Origin of the sequence: Rhodopseudomonas sp. G2_2311 (genome assembly GCF_047501505.1) — a bacterium.
Lineage (GTDB): Bacteria > Pseudomonadota > Alphaproteobacteria > Rhizobiales > Xanthobacteraceae > Rhodopseudomonas > Rhodopseudomonas palustris_H.
This window is the reverse complement of record NZ_JAZDRK010000009.1, coordinates 57870-79746: the sequence shown is the minus strand read 5'-3', so window position 1 is coordinate 79746 and position 21877 is coordinate 57870. Positions and strand designations below refer to the sequence as shown.

General features: G+C 61.8%; 23 protein-coding genes and 2 tRNA genes. 11 read left to right on the top strand and 14 right to left on the bottom strand.

Annotation, left to right across the window (positions count from 1 at the left end):
- Positions 1-9: 9 nt before the first annotated feature.
- A complete protein-coding gene (locus VRZ08_RS13925) occupies positions 10-1695 on the bottom strand; it encodes a methyl-accepting chemotaxis protein (RefSeq protein ID WP_414532911.1) in 1686 nt (561 codons plus the stop codon).
- Between the two features lie 300 nt (positions 1696-1995).
- Here VRZ08_RS13925 and VRZ08_RS13920 point away from each other — a divergent pair, with 300 nt between their 5' ends.
- Entirely contained in the window at positions 1996-2457 is a 462-nt protein-coding gene (locus VRZ08_RS13920) for a GNAT family N-acetyltransferase (RefSeq protein WP_414532910.1), read from the top strand.
- A gap of 16 nt (positions 2458-2473) precedes the next feature.
- On the opposite strand, the gene VRZ08_RS13915 is transcribed toward VRZ08_RS13920, so the two are convergent.
- Positions 2474-2707, bottom strand: a complete 234-nt coding sequence (locus tag VRZ08_RS13915; protein WP_164573722.1) for a hypothetical protein — start codon at positions 2705-2707, stop codon at positions 2474-2476.
- A gap of 419 nt (positions 2708-3126) precedes the next feature.
- Between VRZ08_RS13915 and VRZ08_RS13910 the strand changes: the two genes are divergently transcribed.
- Together VRZ08_RS13910 and VRZ08_RS13905 are read left to right on the top strand one after the other, a co-directional pair.
- The gene (locus tag VRZ08_RS13910; RefSeq protein WP_414532909.1) at positions 3127-3708 is read left to right on the top strand and encodes a hypothetical protein; all 582 of its coding nucleotides are present in this window, start codon (positions 3127-3129) and stop codon (positions 3706-3708) included.
- A 146-nt stretch (positions 3709-3854) separates the two neighbouring features.
- A complete protein-coding gene (locus VRZ08_RS13905; protein WP_414532908.1) occupies positions 3855-4301 on the top strand; it encodes a BLUF domain-containing protein in 447 nt (148 codons plus the stop codon).
- Positions 4302-4326: 25 nt separating this feature from the next.
- Here the strand turns inward: VRZ08_RS13905 and VRZ08_RS13900 are convergent.
- A tRNA-Thr gene (locus VRZ08_RS13900) sits at positions 4327-4401 on the bottom strand.
- Positions 4402-4616: 215 nt separating this feature from the next.
- Here VRZ08_RS13900 and VRZ08_RS13895 point away from each other — a divergent pair.
- Positions 4617-5087, top strand: a complete 471-nt coding sequence (locus VRZ08_RS13895; protein WP_414532907.1) for a hypothetical protein — start codon at positions 4617-4619, stop codon at positions 5085-5087.
- A gap of 46 nt (positions 5088-5133) precedes the next feature.
- Positions 5134-5634 carry a hypothetical protein gene (locus VRZ08_RS13890; RefSeq protein ID WP_414532906.1) on the top strand — a complete coding sequence of 167 codons (501 nt, stop codon included), beginning with the start codon at positions 5134-5136 and terminating at the stop codon, positions 5632-5634.
- Positions 5635-5706: 72 nt separating this feature from the next.
- Here VRZ08_RS13890 and rlmB read toward each other — a convergent pair whose 3' ends face one another.
- Positions 5707-6534: a 23S rRNA (guanosine(2251)-2'-O)-methyltransferase RlmB gene (rlmB, locus tag VRZ08_RS13885; protein ID WP_107356206.1), complete on the bottom strand. Its 828-nt coding sequence runs from the start codon at positions 6532-6534 to the stop codon at positions 5707-5709.
- Positions 6535-6743: 209 nt separating this feature from the next.
- On the opposite strand from rlmB, the gene VRZ08_RS13880 reads away from it, so the two are divergent.
- The 3 genes from VRZ08_RS13880 to VRZ08_RS13870 all read left to right on the top strand — a co-directional run bounded on the left by VRZ08_RS13880 (position 6744) and on the right by VRZ08_RS13870 (position 7901).
- Positions 6744-6829: transfer RNA gene (locus VRZ08_RS13880), tRNA-Tyr, on the top strand.
- A 233-nt stretch (positions 6830-7062) separates the two neighbouring features.
- Positions 7063-7443, top strand: coding sequence for a hypothetical protein (locus VRZ08_RS13875; protein WP_414532905.1), 381 nt, complete (start codon positions 7063-7065; stop codon positions 7441-7443).
- A gap of 230 nt (positions 7444-7673) precedes the next feature.
- Entirely contained in the window at positions 7674-7901 is a 228-nt protein-coding gene (locus VRZ08_RS13870; protein WP_264052744.1) for a hypothetical protein, read from the top strand.
- Between the two features lie 56 nt (positions 7902-7957).
- Here VRZ08_RS13870 and VRZ08_RS13865 read toward each other — a convergent pair whose 3' ends face one another.
- Positions 7958-8239, bottom strand: a complete 282-nt coding sequence (locus VRZ08_RS13865; RefSeq protein WP_107345160.1) for a hypothetical protein — start codon at positions 8237-8239, stop codon at positions 7958-7960.
- Between the two features lie 185 nt (positions 8240-8424).
- Positions 8425-8676 carry a hypothetical protein gene (locus VRZ08_RS13860; protein ID WP_164571698.1) on the bottom strand — a complete coding sequence of 84 codons (252 nt, stop codon included), beginning with the start codon at positions 8674-8676 and terminating at the stop codon, positions 8425-8427.
- 762 nt (positions 8677-9438) lie between these two features.
- On the opposite strand from VRZ08_RS13860, the gene VRZ08_RS13855 reads away from it, so the two are divergent.
- Positions 9439-10647: a polysaccharide biosynthesis/export family protein gene (locus VRZ08_RS13855; protein ID WP_264073913.1), complete on the top strand. Its 1209-nt coding sequence runs from the start codon at positions 9439-9441 to the stop codon at positions 10645-10647.
- Positions 10644-12077: an O-antigen ligase family protein gene (locus VRZ08_RS13850; protein ID WP_414532904.1), complete on the top strand. Its 1434-nt coding sequence runs from the start codon at positions 10644-10646 to the stop codon at positions 12075-12077. The genes VRZ08_RS13855 and VRZ08_RS13850 overlap by 4 nt, the downstream gene beginning before the upstream one ends.
- Before the next feature lie 55 nt (positions 12078-12132).
- On the opposite strand, the gene VRZ08_RS13845 is transcribed toward VRZ08_RS13850, so the two are convergent.
- The 6 genes from VRZ08_RS13845 to VRZ08_RS13820 all read right to left on the bottom strand — a co-directional run bounded on the left by VRZ08_RS13845 (position 12133) and on the right by VRZ08_RS13820 (position 18848).
- Complete coding sequence (locus tag VRZ08_RS13845) at positions 12133-12795, bottom strand: transglutaminase-like cysteine peptidase (protein ID WP_414532903.1); 663 nt, start codon at positions 12793-12795, stop codon at positions 12133-12135.
- A gap of 551 nt (positions 12796-13346) precedes the next feature.
- Positions 13347-13511 (bottom strand): hypothetical protein, encoded by a 165-nt coding sequence (locus VRZ08_RS13840; protein ID WP_414532902.1) that lies wholly within the window; start codon positions 13509-13511, stop codon positions 13347-13349.
- Between the two features lie 94 nt (positions 13512-13605).
- Complete coding sequence (locus VRZ08_RS13835; RefSeq protein ID WP_414532901.1) at positions 13606-14280, bottom strand: sugar transferase; 675 nt, start codon at positions 14278-14280, stop codon at positions 13606-13608.
- An 809-nt stretch (positions 14281-15089) separates the two neighbouring features.
- The gene (locus tag VRZ08_RS13830) at positions 15090-15746 is read right to left on the bottom strand and encodes a hypothetical protein (protein ID WP_414532900.1); all 657 of its coding nucleotides are present in this window, start codon (positions 15744-15746) and stop codon (positions 15090-15092) included.
- Between the two features lie 56 nt (positions 15747-15802).
- Positions 15803-18151 (bottom strand): polysaccharide biosynthesis tyrosine autokinase, encoded by a 2349-nt coding sequence (locus VRZ08_RS13825; protein ID WP_107345154.1) that lies wholly within the window; start codon positions 18149-18151, stop codon positions 15803-15805.
- Between the two features lie 58 nt (positions 18152-18209).
- On the bottom strand, positions 18210-18848 hold the full coding sequence (locus tag VRZ08_RS13820) for a hypothetical protein (RefSeq protein ID WP_164636868.1): 639 nt from the start codon (positions 18846-18848) through the stop codon (positions 18210-18212).
- 309 nt (positions 18849-19157) lie between these two features.
- Between VRZ08_RS13820 and VRZ08_RS13815 the strand changes: the two genes are divergently transcribed.
- The gene (locus tag VRZ08_RS13815) at positions 19158-19874 is read left to right on the top strand and encodes a metallophosphoesterase family protein (RefSeq protein WP_414532899.1); all 717 of its coding nucleotides are present in this window, start codon (positions 19158-19160) and stop codon (positions 19872-19874) included.
- On the opposite strand, the gene VRZ08_RS13810 is transcribed toward VRZ08_RS13815, so the two are convergent.
- Both VRZ08_RS13810 and VRZ08_RS13805 read right to left on the bottom strand, forming a co-directional pair.
- Positions 19871-20989 carry a glycosyltransferase gene (locus VRZ08_RS13810; protein ID WP_414532898.1) on the bottom strand — a complete coding sequence of 373 codons (1119 nt, stop codon included), beginning with the start codon at positions 20987-20989 and terminating at the stop codon, positions 19871-19873. The genes VRZ08_RS13815 and VRZ08_RS13810 overlap by 4 nt on opposite strands.
- A gap of 30 nt (positions 20990-21019) precedes the next feature.
- Positions 21020-21826 carry a glycosyltransferase family 25 protein gene (locus VRZ08_RS13805; protein ID WP_414532897.1) on the bottom strand — a complete coding sequence of 269 codons (807 nt, stop codon included), beginning with the start codon at positions 21824-21826 and terminating at the stop codon, positions 21020-21022.
- Positions 21827-21877: the final 51 nt, after the last annotated feature.

The window sequence follows — 21877 nt, the reverse complement described above, 5'->3', positions numbered from 1 at the left end:
CGTGCCGTGTCAGGCGGCGCGTACCGTGCTGAGAAACTTCGCGACTTCGCTACGCAGCCGCTCGCTGTCATGCGACAGCCCTTGGGCGGCCGACAGCACTTGGCTCGATGCCGAGCCGGTCTCGGTGACGCCGTGCTGCACCTCGACGATGTTCGACGATACCTGCTGGGTACCTTGCGCAGCCTGCTGCACGTTGCGGGAGATTTCCTGCGTAGCAGCGCCTTGCTGTTCGACTGCCGCCGCAATCGTCGAGGAGATCTCCGACATCTTGGCGATGGTCTCGCCGATCTCGCGGATCGCCCGCACCGACTGATCGGTCGCGCTTTGGATGCCGCCGATCTGGGCGCTGATTTCGCCGGTGGCCTTGGCAGTCTGCTCGGCCAGCGCCTTCACTTCGCTCGCGACGACCGCGAAGCCACGGCCGGCTTCACCGGCGCGGGCGGCTTCGATCGTGGCGTTCAGCGCCAGCAGGTTGGTCTGGCCGGCGATGGTGTTGATCAGTTCGACGACGTCGCCGATCCGTGCCGCGGCCGCCGACAATTCGCCGACGCTGGAATTGGTGGTGCGGGCCTGCTCGACCGCCTCGGTGGCGATCCGTGCCGAGTCCTGCACCTGACGGCTGATCTCGGAAATCGATGAGCTCATCTCCTCGGTCGCCGAGGCCACCGACTGCACGTTGGTGGACGCCTGTTCGGAGGCCACCGCGACGCGGGTGGTGCGTTCCTGCGAACGTTCGGAGGTGCCCGCGAGCGTGCGCGCCGAGGCTTCCAGTTCGGTCGACGCCGACGACACCGTCTCGACGATCTCGCCGACCGCGGCTTCGAACGAGTTCGCCAGATTCATCATCACCGTCTTGCGCTCGGCTTCGGCCTTGCGGTCGGCGGCGAGCTTGTCGTCGGCCTCGCGCCGCGCCTTCTCGGCGAGCATCAGATGAATGTCGTTGACGGCATTGGCGATCTGGCCGATCTCGTCACCGCGCTCGGTGCCGCTGACATCGACATCTTGGCCGCGCGCCATCGCCTGGAGATCACCGACCAGCCGGGCGATCGGGCGGGCGACACCGAACTGCACCAGCGCGAACGCCGCCGCCAGCACCGCCAGGAAGGCGCCGCCAACGATCACCACCGTCGAGGTCACCGCGCTCTTCACGTCGGCCGCGGCTTCATTCGAGCGCTTTGCCAGCGAGTCGTCGAGCCGGGTGGTGATGGTGCGGACGTGATCGCGTAGCGCTTCGGTCTGCGGGATCATCGCGCGGTTGAGGCGGGAGGCTTCCTCGTTGTTGTTGGCGAGCGCTTCCTTCTCGAGCTTCGGATAGCTCTTGGTCATGATCTCGTCGAACATCGCCGCCGCTTTGTCGAAATCGGCGGCGAATTGCGGCAGCGCCTTGCGACCAATCACAATCTGATCCTGGAAATCCTTGTAGTTGGCGCGGACCTCCTGGACGACTTCGTTCATCATTGCAGGATCCGTCTCGGCGGTGAGCCGCCACGCCAGTCGCCCGAAATTGTAGACGCGGGAGTTGACCCGAAGATTCGCCTTCATCCCGGCGACGTCCTTGTCGATCATCTCCGCATAGATGCTGACCGCTTCGCTGGTCTTCGACGACGAGTGCCACAATCCGAACGCCGTGACCAAACCGAGCAGCAGGAAGCAGGCGAGGATCTTGTACAGCAGCTTGATGTCGGAGAGTTTCATGGGACGGTCCGTTCGAAAGAGCGGGCGAGATCGCGAAAGTCGGGGAGCGGGGCGCGCGGAAAGGCATCGCCGGCGCGATCGGCGAGGCGGACGGCTGCCGGGCGGCCGGTCGGCGCGGCTGCGTGCGTGGATGTGCCGGACAGGGCACCGAAGCGCGGACTCATGCGAAGACGCTCCGTTGCGAAGCACGAGTGATCTGGCAGTCGGTGGTAACTGAATGGGACTATTCGATCGTTAATTCGGAGACTGGTACATCTACCAGTAAGGCGAGCTGATCACTCCGGGAGGAAGCCGCGACCGATGTCCACCGTCCCGATCATCGTTCTCGCGTCCGGTATGGCCGAGCTTGAGGTGTGCGCGCGGTGGCGCGCCGAGACGTTCTCGGTGCTCAACGCCAGCGCGGCAGACGAACTGGCTTCGCTTGAGGCGTTCGTGGCAGATCCAACCGATCAGGTCGCGCTGGTGGCGATGCATGATGGCGAGCCGGCCGGGACCGCGCTGCTGGCTCGGTCCGAGATTGCCCCGGTGCACGATGTCACCCCCTGGCTCGCAGGGCTTTACGTCGCGCCGGCCCATCGACGCCATGGCGTCGGCGCAGCATTGGTCCGCGCGATCGAGGACCAGGCGCGGCAGCGCGGCCACCGCCGGCTGTTTCTCTACACCGCGGACGCGGCGGACTACTATCAGCGGCTGGGATGGGGCGTCGTCGATCGCACACGCTGGAACGGCGCCGACACGGTACTGATGGCGATCGATCTCTAATCTTGAGGGGAGCGGTTCAGCTTGCGCCGCTGCCGCCACCGGCCGCCTCCATCTCGGGCGAGCCGATCACCGTCCACGGCCTGCTGGCGTCCGGTCCGACCCCGAACAGGTCGATATGGCCGCACCGTCGGCATTCGTAGGTGCGATGCTCGCAGCCGTCGGCTGCGGGCGTGTTGCGCGTCAGGTTGGCCACGGCTCCGCACATCCGGCACGGATGGAAGAAGTAGTCGCGGTGTTGAAACGATCGCATGCCGGATGATTCCCTTCTGGGCGATGAAACTCAGCTTTGCAGCTCTGACGGGAACGGTATTGCGTTACATCAAGCCCGGCTTAGTTCCAGACGGGGATTTCCAGGAGGCCAACGCGACGATCTTATGGTGTCGATCACTTGGCGGCGCGCTGCGCCTCAGCTCGGCGATGTTCCGAAAACCAGTCACATGCAGACGGAAAATTCAGCATTCCATGGAAAACGCGCTGAGCCCGTAACATCCCGAGATAGTGGGCGACGACCCGATCCGAATAGATGCGACACTGTGGCGAGGTGTAGGGAGGTCTTGCGGATTGACCGGTCATTGGCTCTCGGATAGCGGCATGCGCCGTACTCCTGTTGCGTTCCGGGTCGCGCTGGGAGTGAACGGCAGCAGCCGATACACGAGGAATTCCGCGAGCATGATTGTGAACCCGAGCAGCGCCGAGGTCGTCCGCCACGTGCCTCACCGTTGGCTGATCAACCAGTGGGCGAGAGCGGGCAGTCGGGTCACCGACCCCGCCATGGTGCCGTTCTCGTTCGAGCCGGCGAGCGTCGACATGCCGCGTTCGATCCTGACCCGAGTGATGGGGGCGGACGAGCCGCGGTATCAAATCCTTCACTATGGATCGCTGCTGTCGGCGGCCAGCGGACTGGAGGCGCGGGGACTGTATCTCGACGAGGTGCTGTCGCCAGCAACGCGTGACTACATCCTGGCTCAATACGACCTCTGCCGCCGCATCCGTAAGCCGGTCTATTCGATTTCTTGCGTCTCGGACGTGCACGATGTGCCGGTGGACTACGAGAAGTTGCTGTTGCCGTTCACCAATGCGCAAGGCGAGGTGCATTGCATCTTCACTGCGACGCTGCTGATTAGCACCGAGGGACGGTTCGAGCGCGACGGCATCTTCGCCAATGGCGACTTTCCTGCGCCCAATTCGGTTGCGGTGTATTCGATCGACGTCGGTCGCGAGGATCACCCGCACCTTCGGGCGGCGATCTGACGGCCTATAAGCCGAGATTCGATCCACGCCTGTGGATTTGCGTTCGAACAAGTCCTTCGCCCGGCGTCTCCGTATGATTTTGAACTGAGCGGACTGCGCGCCGACAGTATTCAAGATCAGGGATTCCAGTGGGGGAAAGGGGTTCGATGCAGGATGAGCTGTTTCGCGTTCTCTATGTCAGCCGAAACCGGATCGAAGGACCGCTCGATCGGCTGTCGTCGGAAATCGCCGGCATCCTGGCCACCTCCCGCATCAACAATGCCCGTGCCGGGATCACCGGGGCGCTGATCGTCAACAGCGGGTTCTTTGCCCAGGTTCTCGAAGGACCGCGCAGCGCGGTCGAGAAAGTGTTCGAGACCATCCAGCAGGACGGACGCCACAGCGACGTCCAGGTGCTGCTCGCCAGCCCGATCACCGTTCGCGCATTCCCGAACTGGTCGATGGCGTTCGTCGGACAGTCACCGCGCCACCAGCACGCGCTGGCCTGGCTGCAGACCGAAACCGGCTTCCACACCGGCCACCTGATCGGCGAGCGGCTCTACACCATCGTGATGGAGATGGCCTATTCCCAAGAGGCGGGGGACGTCGCGTAGGGACGAAGCTTGCTTGCGGGGGAGATGGTGCCGGCGGAGAGGATCGAACTCCCGACCTTCGGTTTACAAAACCGCTGCACTACCGCTGTGCTACGCCGGCATCGGGCAGACAGCTAGCAGCGCCGCCGCGGATCGACAAGACCGCCGCGGCTGGTTTCCGAGGGGCGGACAGGGCGCGGGATCGAAAGAGCGCGTTAACGACGTTGCGGCGGAACGCAGCAGGCGGACCCGAAACCGCGCTCGCGCGTTAGGCTGAGCGGTCGCGAGCGGCCGTGCCTTAACCCATCTGCCAGGCTTTTCCCTTACCGTTGGCGCATGTCTGATCCTTTCACCTTTCGGCGTCTGGCCCAGGCGCTCGCGCTGCTGACCGTGACCGCGGCTCCGGCTTTTGCCGAGAGCGGCGGGCGGGCGATCGTGATTCCCGGCCGGCCCGGCGTGCCGATCATCATCAACGGGCGCGACGCGTCTTATGCGACGATCGAAGGCGACTGGGGGCTGGAGAGCGGCAACCACGTGCAGCCGACGATCTATGGCAGCCGGCCGGTGGTGTATCCGGAGGTCGGCCACTATTACCCGGGCTCGAACCGGCTGCCCGGCTACGGCCGGCTTGAGGTCGAGCCGCCGGCGGACCGCAAGCTGCCAAAGCCGGCCGAGAGCTTCCATCAATCCTGGGAAGTGGAATCGCGGCCGCCGCAGCCGGCACCGCCGACCCCGATGATCGAACCCCAGGTGCTGATCGCGCCGCCGTTTGACGAGCCGCGGCCCGGTCCGCGGCCGTACCGTTGATGGCAACCCGCACGATCCCGACGACGACATCGAACAGGAGCGTAGTATGCGTACGATGATTTCCGGACTGGTCGCGGCGGTTGCCGTGGTGACCGCGAGCGCCGCGCCGGCGCTGGCCTGCGGAGGAGGGCTGTTCGGCAACGGCTGCGGGCCGTGCGGCCCGGTGGTCAGCCCATGCGGCAGCGACTACGCCACGTTCGAAACCGGCTACGGCTATGGCTACGGCACCGCGTCGTTCGAGCGCCTGCCGGACCCGACCCGGTATTATTACGTCAACCAGGGCCCGGCCTATACCGGCCCCGGCCGGTTCGCGCCGCGCCCCTATTACGACGAGCGTGCCGTCTCGGTGTATCGCACCGGCACCGCCTATACCGGCGGCGCCTACGCGCACGCCATGACCCATCAGGTGATCGGAGAGCCGTCCTGGGGTCCGGTGGTGGTGCGCTATCACGGCCGCCATCACGCCCGTTCCTGGGCGCATCGCCACCATGCCGGCTGGCACCACGGCCACCGCAACCAGGGGCCGATCCATCGCCCGCGCGATTGATTGATCGGCATTTCGCCGGCTTGAAAGCGCCCGTCCGCAGCCGATGCGGGCGTGCGTTCTGCGTTCAGAACCTTAGCGGCGGCCCATCAGGCCGAGCCGGCTGGCCCCGATGTACAGCGCCAGTGCGGCCGCGTTGGAGACGTTGAGGCTTTTGATCTCGCCGGGCATGTCGAGCCGGGCCACGGTGTTGCAGGTCTGCCGCGTCAGCTGCCGCAGGCCCTTGCCCTCGGCGCCAAGCACCAGCGCCAGCGGCTGGCGCAGCTCGACCGCGGCAAGGTCGTCATCGCCCTCGCTGTCGAGACCGACCGTGAGGAAGCCGCGGTCGTTCAGCTCGGTCAGCGCCCGGGCGAGATTTTGCACCAGCACCAGCGGCACCAGCTCCAGCGCGCCGGACGCGGATTTGGCGAGCACGCCGGTGGCTTCCGGGCTGTGCCGGGCGGTGGTGACGATCGCCTGCACGGCGAACGCAGCCGCCGAGCGCAGGATCGCGCCGACATTGTGCGGATCGGTGATCTGGTCGAGCACCAGCACGATGCCGTGCTGGGGCAGGGTGTCGATTCGCGGCACCTGCAGCGGATCGGCCTCGGCCAGCATGCCCTGATGCACCGCGTCCGGTCCGAGCTGGCGGTCGATCTCCGACGGCCGAACGATCTCCGGCGCGATTCGGGTGTCGATGTGCTCCTCGGCCAGCTTGCGGGCGGCGTTCTCGGTCAGCCACAGCTTGCGAATCTTGCGCCGCGGATTGGCCAGAGCGGCCGTAACAGTGTGCCAGCCGTACAGGATCACGGGCCCGTCGCCATCGCGTTCGCGGGCTTCGCGGCGGAACCCGCCTTGGCGGGGCTTGCCGCGGGGCGGGCCGTCGCGGCGGGAAAAGCGGGGATTCGGCGGTCTGTCGCTCATGGCGGCGCTTGTCTCACGCTCTCTTGCACAAGGCAATTTCGCTTCCACCGTCCGATATGACGAAGGAGTGTCGAAATCGTCATGGGGTTGGTTGACTTTAGGGGGCCGCATCGCCCATAACCGCGCCGCGTTGCAGGCCCGCCCGCGGGCTCGCTGCGGCTTCCGGTCCCGGTTTTGCCTGCCACAGGCGTTCGGCCGGCGGCCCGGGCGGGGGAGTGTCCCGAGTGGCAAAGGGAGCTGACTGTAAATCAGCCGCCTCATGGCTTCGCAGGTTCGAGTCCTGCCTCCCCCACCATCCAGCCGATCAGTTTGCCAATGGCCGGTGGTGTTTCCGCAGAGCGACGAGCGGCGGAATGACTTTCCAAGAGAATGGGGTTCGATCCGGGCCCTCATCCGGCTAACCGATCTTCCGCACCTGCGGTCTGTCCCTCATTCAGAGAAGCTCTCGTGCGCCCAGTTCTCCTGACGGCCTTGATTCTGATCGCGACGGCTGAAGCTGCTGTTGCCGCTCCCCAATTCGGCGCTGCGATGAAGCTGCCCGATGTAACAATTGCCGCACGCGCGACGGCAAGTATGGATTTCGGCGCCGCCGTTCGCGATATCCTCAACGCCGAGCAGGTCATTGAGGCCGCGCTGCAAACCGGCGACGAACGGAAACTGGACGAGCAGTCCAGCCGGCTGCTTCGGCTGCAATCGACGCTCGTCCAGGAGACGGAGCAGGGCGACGCGCGGCGCGCCTGCTCGCAGGCAGCTGGCGACCTGTCGGCCGTCGCATCCCTGATGCGGCGCGCGACGCGGGGCGATGAGCCGGCGAAGGCGATGTTGGCAGCCGAAAAGACCGGACAGTCCTACCGCGACCATCTCGCAAGCGGCGACAAGGCGATTGCCGCCGCCAATCTCAGCCGCTGAGGCGGCAATCGGTCTGGAAAGACGTCGGAGCTGCGGCCGGCGCGCGCAGTGGATTTGAAGGCCGACGGTATCAGCTACCGTTTGGTGACGTCCGGCGCGCATTGCGGAAACTTCAGTCTGGAACAGCCGGCATCTGACCTTATCAACATGCACGGCAATGTCGCGGCTCGCGGATTTGCAACTGCTCTATTCTTAGTTACGCTCGGGGCAGTTGGATCTGGGAGGATCTCATGCGAGCTGTGATCTTGGTGGTTTCTGCCATCCTGTCGATGGCCGGTAGTGCATCCGCACAGAGCGTGGTGCCACAACGCGACATGTACGGAAATCTGGTCCGCGATCGCGGCGGGTCGAACAACATCGGTGCGGCGGACCGATCTCAGGCCGGCCGAGGAAACGCGAACGATTTCTCAAGCCGTCAGGGCGCGCCGAACAATGCCGGATCGCGGCCGGATAGATAGAAGCCTATCCGAACCGCCGTTTGGTTGCCGCGGCGCTTATTTGATTGAGATTTAGGTTACCACCAAATCATCGCGCGGTCTGGGCTACCGCAAACGAGGACGTACTCACGTCCGTAGCGGCGGCTCTTGCCGACCGTCTTGATGCACGCCGGATGGATCGCCAGGTTGTAGTGGAAGGGCGGGCTATCGAACGATCCGTGCAGCTTACAGAGGTAGGCGTTGTCCGGACCGCAGGTCGTGACCGGATAGAGCCGGCTTCGCGCAGATGCAGGCTCAGACACTGCGATGGCTGAACTGCCCAAAATCAGCGAAATGATCGCAAGCTTACTCAAGTTCATATCAGGTCTCCGAAACCAGAATCCGAATTTCCATCAAGTATCTGCCCGAAAAGCGAGCTGCACCAGATCACGCTTGTAGCACAAGGATCGAAATCCAAGAGGCTAATCTTATTGCCGGAGAGGCCAGCTGGCGCTTCTCTGTGCGAGGCCGCGTCAGAGGGCACAAGAAGATCGCGGCTACGCGCCTAAAGCACCATTCGCGTTCGACGGGACTGGTACAGCGTCTGTGCGAGCAGGCCGAAGAAATACCCGGCCTGGATGGCCGCCTGAGCCGCGAACACGACCACGATCGTTCTTGTGAAGCTGTATCCAAATCCGATGCAGATGCCGATCGTCAGGAGCAGCACCACGGCGAGGGCTTGAAGCAGTCCCACAAGCCGAAATCTCAGTCCAATCAAGAACCCCGCCGCCGCTAAGCCAATAGCCAAATACGCCATTACGGCCTCCCGCGGCTTCCTCCGTGGGCGTGACTCCAGCTCAGTCGAATGGATTGATAAATCATTGCCGCTCTCCCCCCAAGCGCCTTTCGAGCGCCAGCCCCACTTCAGGTGCAGCGATCAGAGCACCGCTCACTCCTGATTGCATGAACATATGACTGTCGAGCGATACTGGGTGGAACTTTGTTTAATTTGAGGAGGGTAGCTCGACTGTCGGGCCAGGAAAGTAACTGCGGATAGTATTTCTGAAAATCGCCCAGTCACTTAATGCCTAATCAAAGCTCGGAATTTGCACCAGGACTGAGACCCTGGAGGTTGGTGGCGCTCCTCGCCCGGGGGGGCGATCACCCGTCCCGTGGAAGGGAGGGGCGACCAAAGGGAAGGGGCGGCATAGTTCGTAGCCGGATAGAGCCCGCCGTGCCGGCCTGGTGGCCTTCTGGACCGGCCCGAGTACCGACTATCCGGACAAGAATGAGGGGCTGCGGAGGGCGGAAATGGGCCTTTTCGGTCACGGAAGTAGTGAATAGCACCGTCCAGTGTGGCTCAACTGCAACGTGTTTCCGCAGAATGAGGGCGGACGGGGGGAGCTTCTTCAAAAGCCTGTGCCCTCTAAGTAAGGTTCTGGGAGATATTCGAGGCTCGAATCGGAGGGACCGGTCGTCTCACCTCCCGACAAGGCCGCAGATTGATGTTCGTCCCCTGGACGCGCCGACCGGCACTGGTTGACCGCGGCCCCTGTGGCGCGATTCAATGAGGTTGCGCGTGGTACGCAAGACGTTTCAGGTGCTTGCTGGTCTGCTGTTGCTGATTTCGATGTCAGCATGCTCGGTTTTGCCGGGTACGGGCCCTTCAAGTGAATCAGTTGAAAATTATGCTGCGGCCGGGGTCCGGTCGACCACGGCATTGCCTTACGCGCTGGTAGACGTCTCGGCCGATACCATCGGCTTCCTGTCCCAGCCCAACGTCGTATCGTTCAAAGGCTCGTTCAAAGACAGGCGTCCGAAGCCTCAACAGGTGGTCGGCGTCGGCGACGTGCTGAACATCTCGATCTTCGAAGCCGCGCCAGGCGGCCTGTTCACCCCCGGTCAATCTGCCGGTGCTCGCCCCGGTAACTTCGTAGATCTGCCGCCGCAGGCCGTGGACCAGCGCGGCAATATTTCCGTTCCTTACGCGGGCGAAGTGCCGGCGGCGGGGCGGACGCTGCCGGAAGTTCAGCAGGCGGTCGTCGCGCGGCTGCGGAATCGCGCGATTGAGCCCCAGGTCGTGGTGAGCCTCAATCAGCAGCATTCGAGCGTCGTGAGTGTTCTTGGCGACGTCAATGCGCCGGGCGTGTTCGCGCTCAACAGCGTCGGCGAAAAGCTCCTCGCTGTGGTGGCGCGCGCGGGCGGACCGAAATACGAAGCGATCGAAAGCTATGTGACGCTTCAGCGCGACGGCAAGAAGGTCAAAGTCCTCCTGAGCCGGATCGTCCATGATCCGTCCGAGAACATCTTCATCCGTCCCAACGACGTGATCTTCATCACCCGAGAAGCTCCGACCTTCACGGCTCTTGGTGCTCTCAATCAGAACGTGTTCGGCTACAATTCCGAGCTGACCTTCGACGTCGAAACGCTGACGTTGGCCCAGGCGATCGGCAAGGCCGGCGGCCTGAACGATCAGCAGTCGGATCCGGCCGAAGTCTTCGTCTTCCGCTACGAAGATCGGCCGCTGCTCGAGAAGCTCGGCGTCGACACCAACCGCTTCGTCTACGACCGCATTCCGACCATCTATCACGTCAACCTGCGTGATCCGTCGGGCATGCTGCTGGCCTCTGGCTTCCAGATCCGAAGCAAGGACGTCATGTATGTGGCGAATGCGCGGGTGGTCGACTACTACAAGCTCCTGACGCTGATCAACAACACGGCCAACACCACCTCGAACGTGTCGAACGCGGCAATCAATGTGAACGCTGCGACGAAGACTCGTTGGTGACCGATAGGACCTCTCCGATTGCTTCGGCGGTGGACCCGGGCGCAAAGCCCTCCCACGCCGAGGCTCTCGGAAAGGTTCAGCTAGGGCTCACCCTCGCAGCGTTTGCACTGGCGCCACTGCCATTTGGCTCCGTCGACACGATCTGGGTACTGGCCTGGGTGGTTGTGCTGTCGCTGACCCTGCTCGGGCGGCCAGTGCGATCGGTTTCCCGTGCCCAATTCCGTATCCTGATTGCATTTTTGGTCGTCTGTGCCGCGTACCTGGTCGTGGCGGCGATCCAGATCATTCCCGGCGTATCGTTTGGACCGAACTCGGCCGCGTGGCAGAGGGCAGGGGAGCTCATGCAGCTCCCGACTCCTCTGAGAATATCGGCTCGCGCGGAGATTCCTGTCGTAACCGCCGGGCATTACCTGCTTCTGGTCACTTCGGTCCTTGCAGGCTTCTGGATCGGAACCTCGCGAAGCAACGCCGAGACGCTGTTCAAGGTCGCCCGCTATTCGATCCTGCTCTACGCATTATATGGCTTGCTGGCGCGGGCGTTCACCCCGGGATTGGTGCTTTGGCAGCCGAAGACCGCCTACCACGGGGATTTGACGGCTACCTTCATCAATCACAATACCGCCGCTGCCTTGCTCGGCGCCGGGGTGATCTTGTGGGCCTGCTCGATCCAGCAGCAGCTCAGGTCCTTCGGCCCGCTTTCGCTTCGGCTGTTGATGCTGAGCCCGTCCAATGAAGCCGTCGGGATCCAGATTGCCACCCGGGCCGCAGCAGGCTTGCTGTGTTTCCTCGCGCTGCTCTCAACGGGCTCGCGCGCAGGCCTTGCCTGTGCCGTTCTGGGGCTTTTCGCGGCGATCCTCCAGATGGTCGCCGGGCAGCTCAGGCTTCGCTTCGTCTACGGCTTGTTGATTGCGGCTGTCGGCTTGGTCGTGATCGCGCTGTGGCTGGCGCAAAGTCAGAGCGTCATGACGCGCGGCATGTTCGATGAAGGCCGGTGGATGGCCTACAAGCATGCTCTCCGCGTGATTGCCGAAAGCCCGATCTTGGGCATTGGCGCCGGAGCTTTTGGAGACGTGTTTCCTGCCTTTCGAGGCGGCGATATGTCGATGTGGGGCGTCTGGGACTACGCCCATTCGACACTCGTTGAAATCGCCGTCGAAATGGGGCTCCCAATCGCCTTGCTGGTCTGTATGTCGGCGATCGGCTCACTGGTCGTTGTGGCGCGGGCCGGGACGCGTTCAGTCGGTCAAAGTCGGACCTTCCTGTGTGCCATCAGCGGCATCATGGTCATGACCTTCCTGCATTCGCTGATCGACTTTCCGATGCAGGTCCCCGGCTACTCGATCCCCTTCGGCATCCTAGTCGGCTGTGGCCTCGCTTCGGCAACGCGGGAGCGAGGAGCGGAGACGGGCGAGGCTGCGGGGCATCGCTGAGCTGATCACGGCGCGTTCTGGGAGCGCCCGACGCAGCTCGCCGGCAGGCGCTGGGCTACTCGGCGGTTCGCTGAGCGGCGAGCTGAAGGCGGGCGGGGACTCTGAGGTCGGCCGGCTCGGCCATCTTCCTGCCGACATCAAACCAGAGACGAGCATCAGCGCGAGACTGAATCTTCAGCCATTCGTAGTCGGTATTCTGCCAGGAGCGGATCGACGGCGTCAGATTGTCGAGCACAAGGTCGCCCTCAGTCGTCGAGACCAGGAGCACAAGGTGCCCAATCTGGTCGGGCGTCCGCACCACCGACAGCCGCAGCGCTCGCGCCGGCAGCCCGCTTTCGATCAGGCGGTGCCTTTTGGTGACGGCGTAATCGTTGCAGTCCCCTGCCTTTGGCCCGATCGTCCAGCCGATCTTCAAATCCGATCCATAGACTTTCTGGATCGGTACGATCTCGGAATTCACGCTGCGATTGATTGCTTCCAGCAATTTGAGCGTCGATGGGGAAAGCTCGACGCGGTCGGTCGGATCGCGATCCGACGCGCAATCCGACGGATAACGCATGCAGAACCGCACATGCTGAAAGGGAGCCAATGCCGGGGTCGCCTCGGCCAGCACCTGGACAACGCCGCTCCGGCCCGTGATAGGCCGTGCAACCGAAGAGCTGGCAACGACGATGACAGCCGCCAGCGAGAGGATCGGACAGAGCAGCTTCTTCAGCATCGAACGCAACTGATCTTGGGCTTGCCTACGGGAACGGCTGGTCCAGAGGATGCATCTGCGGAGTAAAGGAACGGCTACAGATCGAGGTTAACGATCAGTGCTGCTCTTAAAGTGTGCTGTGTCAGCGGAAGCGAGCCGGCGAACCGGTAACGTGGCTGCGGCCGCCGATTGCCTCCAAGAGCAGAAGTCTACCAGAAGTCGGCCAAAAGGCTACGACGGCGGTGAGGCTCGATGAGGGCCGCTGGAGGCTTCTTTCGCGTGTGACGCTGGCGGAGACTGGACGGGCCTGCAATAATCCGAGATGACGGCGAAGCCGGGGGAAGCCCTGCGGGCGATGCGATTAATTCGCTAGGATTCAATGGGCGAGGCGGTCGAGCTGCCGGCGCAAAGGCCGATGCATTAATTCAGTGCGAAGTGTTTCTCGCGTCGAAGATAAGTCGGAGAACTGCACCAGGCGCTCTGAGCGGCCGAGGTGGTTGCGGATCGGCTCTGGCAGCCGGGGGCCGAGAGATACCTATTACAAAGGCATGTCCGCCTTCAGAGATCGTGGTTTACTTGAAAAAGAAGAGCCAGACTGCGGCGACCACATTTTCCAGCGAGAGACTCAAGCCCATGACGAGCAGCCCGGTCCATGCCAACAGGGTGGCCGCGTTGAGAGCGACCAGGATTTTAAATACGCTCTTACGTTTCGGATGAGTGATGAGATCGGTGCTCACGTCTTTGGTCTCGGCGAATTGTCTGTTGCAGTGTTCCTTTGTCGCTCCAGTTGCGCGCTGAGTTCATGTCACAAAACGCCTCACCCTAACTGTCTCAATATGCGCCGTACGCGGTGAGGAGTGTCGGGATGGTCACCAAGATGATCCGTAGATCGAGGCGGTGCGACCAGTTGTTCGCGTAGTAGGAGTCTAGAGCCACACGCCGATCATACGTCGTGGTGTTGCGGCCGCTGACTTGCCAGAGTCCTGTCAATCCTGGGCGGCATGCGAGATATTCCGCCGAGCAGTGACCGTAACGGCTTAACTCTTCTTCAGTAACAGGGCGCGGCCCGACGATGCTCATTTCGCCCTTCAGTACGTTGAAGAGTTGCGGGAGCTCGTCCAAGCTCGATTTGCGAAGTGCGGCTCCAACAAGCGTAATGCGAGGGTCTCGACGCAGCTTCTGAGTCTGTCTCCATTCCTCCGCGGCCTCCGGATCGCTCTCCAGTAGTCTTTGAAGTCTCTCGTTGGCGTCGACCGCCATGGTCCGGAATTTCAGACAGTCAAACCGCTGCCCGTTGAATCCGACTCGCCGGTGGCGGAAAATCGCCGGCCCGGGAGACGAGATCATCGTCGCGAAGTAGCACAGAAGTAACAGCGGAGCCAAAATCAGCAAGCCCGAAAGCGCCAAGAGAAGATCGAGGGTTCTCTTCGATGCGCAACCAACCGGAGTTGGTCGATTCCTGTCGGCGAGATCAAGCTCCGTATCTGTTCTCAGCAATCCATCCATCGTCGCACTCTCAAAGCCGCCCGTAGATGTCCAGATAAACTGTCACTCAAAGTGTTATTGAATTGAATGTTTATCAAATTGCGGATGGTGAATAAACTGTTGATCGCACCATTGTCGATGCAAGTTCGCGTTAAGATAAATCGCGGTGTTGACATATAGAGCAACAAACCGCCTCGGACCGCGAAAGTCGCGTCCCAACAGCCCTTTCAGACATCATTGGAAATGGTTGCTCGTCCCAGAAGTGACGCTGGCTCAGGCGTTGCGGTGATGTCGATTCAGTGGATATCGAGCTCGTCAGAGTCGAAAGACTCCGAGTGGCGACGCTCTCGAATTGGCTCTTTGCCAAGCTCCTAACGGCCTGCGCTATTGCGTGCCGAGTGTCCGTCGATGCAATTGCTCGACGTGGCTCAGAGTTTACGAAGTAATAGGTCGTGGCTTGTCACTCTGAAGAGTTCGATGGTGTGGGTTGCTGTTTAGGAGATCGCTCGCTCATCCGGCTGCGCGGTGTTCGGCGACCTGTGTCGAGGCGTCCTTGGGGCAGTCGAGCGGATTGACCAAGGCCACCATGCCGTCTTTGCACTCATGACTGGAGCGGATGCGGTGAGAGCATTCGGCGTTCTTCCCCGCGAACCTGACTCCCTGGGCTGGATTGCAGAGCAGGGAGGTTGCTTTGTGTTGCTGGAAGGAGCGAGGGCTTGCCGTCTATGCGCGGCCTGCCGGCTCTCTCAGGCTGGATGCTGCCGGTGTCTGGAGGGCTGAGGAGGCGAAGCCTGCCGTCCTCGCATCTGCCGCAGGATTGAAGCGATGGGTCAGGGCGAGAGTTTCGCCACGGCTGCCTTGAAACGCAACTGGGTGCGGACGTCGAGCTGCTCGACCTCGGCGTTCAGAAACTCTTTCACCCCCTGGTGAGATCGCGCGTAAGCCTGGGCTGGCAGCTCCACGTATCCATCCAGCAGCAGTTGGCGAAACTCGGAGACAATCTTGCTTCGTGTTGCATCCGGGGCGAGTGAAGCAACCGGAGCTGCAACTGCGATCCGCCGAACAGCAATCCAGGCTTCGCGCGGAGACGTTTCGTAGGAGCGTTCGAGCAAGGCGAAGGTATCTGCGTCGAGCCGCCCAGCCTGCACCGCCAAGCCAAATAGAACCAGCCACGCGAAGGACTCGGTCGGCGCGCAGGAGAGGGACTGATGGGCGCGAGTTCTGAGATCCGTGGTCCTGCGATCGAACTCATTTGTCGCCCCAGTCCGGAGTGCGGCGTCGGCGAGCGGGATCTCGAGCATGATCAGAGCGCGTTGCGCACGGGTGTCGCAGGCATCAAGCGCATGAGCTGAGCGACTGTTCAGCACCGTGGTGCTGAAGCTGTCGTCGAATGTCTTGAAGCGCAGAAGATGGTCGGTAAATGCCTCGAAGCGATCGATCGCGATTGCGCGGTGAAAGTTGGCGACCGCCCAGCCGATACCAATCACACCGATCGCGAAACATACGAACTTAATCGTCGTGGACCGACGAGAATCTGAGGACGTCAATTTGCGGTCTGCTCGTTCTCGTGCTTGGGAGCACCATAGTAATAATAACTGTGGCTGCGATACGAGTAGCCCTCGAGACGGCGCATGACGTCTTCGTCCGTCTTGTTGAGGACGGCACCCAGTAGCCGCTCGGACAGAGAGCGAGAGACACCGACCGCGCTACGGACTTCGTCGCTCATGGTCGCTCCCCATTCGACAACCAGGACGAAGGCGTCGAACAGGTGCGCCGCGGCCTTGACGTCGACCACCGGAAGAATGGGGGGGAGGTCGACGATGATGTACTCGTAATTGCCTGCGGCAGACTTCAACATCCGCTTCACGGACGGCGAGGTCAGCACGTCCGCGCTGTTGATCGGCTTCATCTCGGTGGCCGATGGCAGAAAATCGAATTTGTAGACCGGATCCGTGACGACCAGGTCGCTCAATTGGAGCTGATCGGCGACGAGTTCGAGCAGGCCGCGCTTGTTCTTATACCCAAGTGTTCTGCTTAGAGACGGATTGCGCAGGTCGCCGTCGATCAGCAGCGTTCGCGCGCCGCTCTTCGACAAGAATGCTGCAAAGCTGGCGCAGATGGTTGTCTTGCCCTCTCCGGGGCGGGCGGACACGATGCCGATCACGCGTCCTCCACCGGGGCTCAGGTCAATCGCAACCTTGATATGGCGGAGGGCTTCTGCGGTCGCCGAAAACGGCGCAACGTCGTTGATCTTCTCAAAGGCCGCAGAATTCGCCGGGCTTTTCTCGCGAGGTTGCCCCGAGACGTTGTCGCGGCGATGGACGAGCTGCTTCACCGCCCGCGACAGCCGGGAGGAGGTTGTGGCGGTCTGGGACGCTAGAGACGGATCCGCGAAGGACGGGATGATCGCAAGGCAGCTTGTGCCCAGGATGGTTTCCAGTTGCGCTCGGGTGTGGATCCGGCGGCTCATCCGGTCGCGCGCGAAGGCGGCGAGGATACCCAATGCCAAGCCTGATATGGCGGCGAGGGCGAGGGTTAGATTGGTTTTTGGCGAACTGCGGACCGAAGGCGGCGAGGCAAGGGTGACCACTCGTGCCTCGGTCGACGGAAACGACTGCTGTTGAACCGATTGGGTAAACCGGGTCAGGAAAGTCTCATAGATGCCACGGTATGTGGTGGCCGCGGTTTCGAGCTCCCTCAGATGGACCTGCGCCTGGCGCGTTCCGGTCGATAATTGAAAGACCTCGAGCATGCGTTTGTCGATCGAGTCTTCCTGCGTCTTTGCGATCTGGACTTCGCTGCGGTAGCTTTCGGCGATCCGGCTGACTTCATCCCAGATGGCTTGACGAACGTTGGCCATTTCCGACCTGAGATTGCGGGCGGCCTGATGGTCAGGTCCGTAGCGCGAGCTCCATTCGGCTTCCTTGCTCTGGTTGTCGAGATACTGCTGACGAAGGCGGGTAATAACCGGGTTGCTGAGGGCGTCGGTCACCACCGGATCGGGAATTTCATTGCTTCCCTTTTCCTGGCGCAGTTCGAGAACGCGGGTGATCCGCTCCAGCTTGGCTCGGGCTTGACTGGTTTCTGCCCGGGCCTTTGCAAGCGCGATGCCGAGCTGATCGAGCTCCAGGTCGCTCGCGAGCTTGCCGTCGCCATTCACGATGATCGAGTTGCTCGACTTGAAGTCCTGAACCGCCCGATAGGCATCGCTGGCCTGCTGGCGGAGTTCTCCGATCCTCTGCTGCAGCCACTCGCTGGCGCGCCGGGTCGCTTCGAACTTGGCCTGGATCTGGTCCTCGATGTAGGCGTCCGCAAACGCGTTGGCGATGGCGGCCGCTTTCTCCGGCACCAGCGACGTGAACGAAATCTGCTCGATGTAGGATCGCCCGAGCCGGATCACCTTGAGATTGTCTTTCACCCGGCTGAGCGCACGTGCCTCGAGTTCGCTGGGCGTGAGCTGCGGCGAGATCGGGCCATCCAGATCCAGAAGCTGATAAAGCCGGTTGCGAAGTCCGGTGCCGGACCCGATGAATTCCGGGTCCTCGTTCAGGCGAAGCTTTCGAATGACCTGCAGGGCCACCTTTTCGGACTTCGTCGTCTCGATCTCGCTTTCGACCGACGCATCCTCGACCATCCGGTTCTCGGTCGCGAACTCGGACTGAGTCCAGGTGACACGTTTGGTGTCGATGATCATGTCGGTTTGGGCGGTGTATCGAGAAGGTGCCGCGGCCAAATAGGCGAGCGCGAGCGCGATCGAGAACACCGTCACCAGGCCGATGAAGCGCCAGTGCCGGGCAACGAAATCGCTGACGTCCAGCAGGGAGAGCGCGTCCTTCCCGGTGCCAATACGAGGCAGGCTACCATCTTGAAGAGGCTGACCGGCGAAGTTCATACGGCAGTCCTAAACCGTCATCGGCGTTGATACGGAAAATACGAGTGACAGGCGGGGGTCAGCGTGTAGCGCTGACCGATCCGCCGGCCGTGACTGACTTGACGTTGTTATCAGTGCCATCGACGGCAACGATAGCGCGGGCGCCGGCGGTGATCTGCGTCAGCAGCGAAGCCCCACCACCGACAGCGGGATTCAGAGTAACGCGAGCCGAGCGGTTCGGGTTGTTAATGATGACGCTCCCTGCGGAGCTGGTCGCGGAGGCGGCCGCCGCCGCTGTGGCCGCAGTCGAAAGATCTCCTGCGATCGCCGCGAATGTCGCCTGGAATTCACCATCCGGGAGCGAGGCGACAGCTTGCTGGATCAGCATGGCGGACTGAGCATCGATCGTCGTGCAGGCGGTGGCCGCTTGCGCAAGGCCAGCCGCGATCGCCGTCTTAAGTCGCGGCGGTGCGCTTGCTGCTAACTTCACGATGTCCATCGCAAGTGTCGCGTCGGTGCCGACCAAGTCTCGAACGGCTGTTTCCACCGCGCGACCGTCCGTCGTGGGATTCAGCACAGCCTTCGGATTTGATCTGAACTGAGCGATCGCCTGATCAGTGAGCGGCGGATTGATACAGGCGGCTGATGCCGACCAGCTATAGAAGGGGATGGAAGAAACAGCCGCTAAAAGCGCTATGCGACCCAGCCTGCTCGCCATCTGACGACTCCAAGGTACTGTTTATGAATATAAATTTTGTAGTTTTTAGATACATTAAACGCCCAATAGGTTCAACAACGGTCGCCGGTTATAGTTGATTGTGATCAACCAGAGGGCGCGCGATCGAGCCCAGTATGACTATGAAAGATAAAGGGAGTTTCCTTCGTGTTGACATGTATGTCACCGGAGCAAATAGGGGGATATGTTGAATCCGAGTAGCGGTACCTGTGGGCGAAAGGCTAAAGCGGCGTGAGCAGATGGGGCGGGAAAGCTGAACAGGATCTCGGTTCAGGGAAATTTGAGCGTTGGTTGCCCTTTCTGCCCGACGGATTGCGGATCTATGCGGTCGGTGACGTGCACGGCCGAGCCGATCTTTTGGAGCGGCTGTTTCACCTGATCGATGATGACCTGGCTAAGCGCCCGGTGGTTCGCTCCGTCTGTGTGTTCCTCGGCGACTACATCGATCGTGGGCCCAAATCGCGCGACGTCATCGACAGCCTGATCCGGAAATCACGTGAGAGGGAGCTCGTTTTTCTCCGCGGCAACCATGAGGCCGTCGCGATCAAATGCCTGTCCGATGAAGGCGTCTTCGAAAACTGGATGCGCCGCCTCGGCGGGGTCGAGACGCTGGTGTCCTACGGCATAGAACCGAAGAAGGTGCTGTCAGAAGCGGGTGTTGCAGAATTGCAGTCGGCCTTCCGGGATGGTCTTCCGGATGCGCATCACCGGTTCTTGAAGGGGCTGCAGAGCACGTTTTCCTGCGGCAACGTATTCTTTGCCCATGCCGGCGTGAAACCAGGCGTTGCACTCTCCGACCAGACCGAACGCGACCTGCTCTGGATACGCGACGAATTCCTGTCGTCGACGGTGAACTTCGAAAAACTGGTTGTGCACGGTCATACGCCGGTTCAGCGGATTGATGTGCGATCGAACAGGATCAATATAGATACCGGCGCCTTCGCCACGGGGCATCTGACGTGCCTGGTGGTGGATCGCGACGCTCTAAAGGTGCTGGCGACGGGCTAGCCTTTGCTGCGCGCGGTGGCCTCCGCTTTTGCCGCCAACAGCTGGTCGATGTGCGAGCGGAAGCCGTTGAAGAACGCCTGTTTGCCGAACCGGGCGGCATGATTGGCGATCTTGGCCGGATCGATTTCGATGTCATCGAGCTGCAGGATCGCCGCGCGGATTTGCTCGACCTCCTGTGCCTGAAAGAACAGCCCGGAGAGTCCGGGTACGACGGTTTCGGTTGCTCCGCCTTTTCCGAATGCGATCACCGGGCGCCCGGCCGCCATCGCTTCCACCGGCACCATGCCGAAATCTTCCTCGCCGGGGAAAATCAGCGCGCGGCAGTGCATGTAGTGGTCCCTCAAGACCTCGAAAGGTTGGGCCCCCATGACGGTCACATTCGGTCCGGCGATCCGCTTCAATTCGTTCAGCATCTCTCCGCCGCCGATCACAACGAGCTTTCGGCCGATCTGGTTGAACGCCTGGACGGCCAGATCCGGTCGTTTATAGGCCACGAGCTCGCCGGCCATCAGGTAGTAGTCGCCCAGTTCTGATGCCGGAACGGGGGTGAATGCGGCGGTGTCGACGGGAGGATGGATGACGACGGAGTCTCGGCGATAGTATCGGCGGACCCGGTCTGCAACTGTTGCCGAATTTGCGATGAAGCTGTCGACGCGGGATGCGGTCGAAACATCCCACATCCGAAGATAGTGAGCCAACGGCGGCATCAGCAATTTCGTCAGCCTGCCGGCGCTATTCCGATAGTCGTGATACATATTCCAAATGTACCGCATCGGCGTGTGGCAGTAACACACGTGCAGGGCATCCGGTGGTGCGATAATGCCTTTGGCAGGCCCGGACTCGCTGCTGATGACCAAGTCGTAGCCGCTCAGGTCGAGGTGCTCGAGCGCGAGCGGCATCAGCGGCAGGTACGATTTATACATCGAGCTGGCGCGGGGCAGGGAGTTGATGAACGACGTCGTCACGCGATGACGACGAATCCGATCGCTGACCGCCTCGGGGACGAACACATGAGTGAAAATGTCGGCCTGCGGGTAGAGTTCGCAAAGAGCCTCGATCACCTTTTCGCCGCCCCGCATCCCGACGAACCAGTAGTGTACGATCGCGACCTTCAACGGATTGCACTCCAGGCTACGCGCTTCTGTTCAAGGATCGCGGCGTGGCTCGACATCCACTCGACCGACCTGCCGAAACTGCCAATGGCGCTGCCGCAAGCTCTCGTCGCTCTTGCGAAGCTTGGCGTTCGTCAGAATCTTTCGGGCCTTGTTGATGACCCGTGCGCCCTGCCAGACCACGTTCTCCAAGCCTCGGACTTCGACAGTATGTGGAGGCATCGGAATGGATGTCGGCGAGAATCGCTCGATAATCGGGTAGGGAAAGATCGAGTAGATCGGCAGCTGTGTGATCCAGAACGAATCCATGGCCAGGTCGACGGTCGCGCGGATCGATCGGTAGCTGTCGAGGAAGCGGCGCGCTGCCATGCGTGACATCAGGTAGGCTTGGGCGCCCGCCGGGCTTGTGGTGAAGCGGACGATCGACCGGTCGTAGAAGAAACCGAGATGAACAGCCTTGGCGTAATGTTTGCCGAACAGCCGGACGTATTCCAGCCCGTTGTCGGCGCAGAAGGCACAGAACTGGTCGAGCGGAAAATCGGTATCGAAGATGACGTCGTCTTCGAGCACCAGGATGTAGTCGGCCTGGTTACTGTCGACAAACTGATGGAGGATCGCGGCGTGGCTCGAGCAGACGGCAATTTCCGGAGGGGACAGATTGCGTCCGAAGTGTCGCCGCAGCTCGGCGCTGTCGTAGTGCAAGTTGGGGCACATCAGCGAGGCGTGGGCATCGAAGTACTGCCAATCCAGCGACGTCTTGCTGAGCATGGCGGTCATCTGGCTCCGGCGTGCGGTGGCAGTCGGTAAGCTCAAGACGACGATTTTGACCGATGGGTTCATTGCCTGTGGCTTCGATCTCGGAGCATCCAGCGTGACCTCGAACACGTCGCG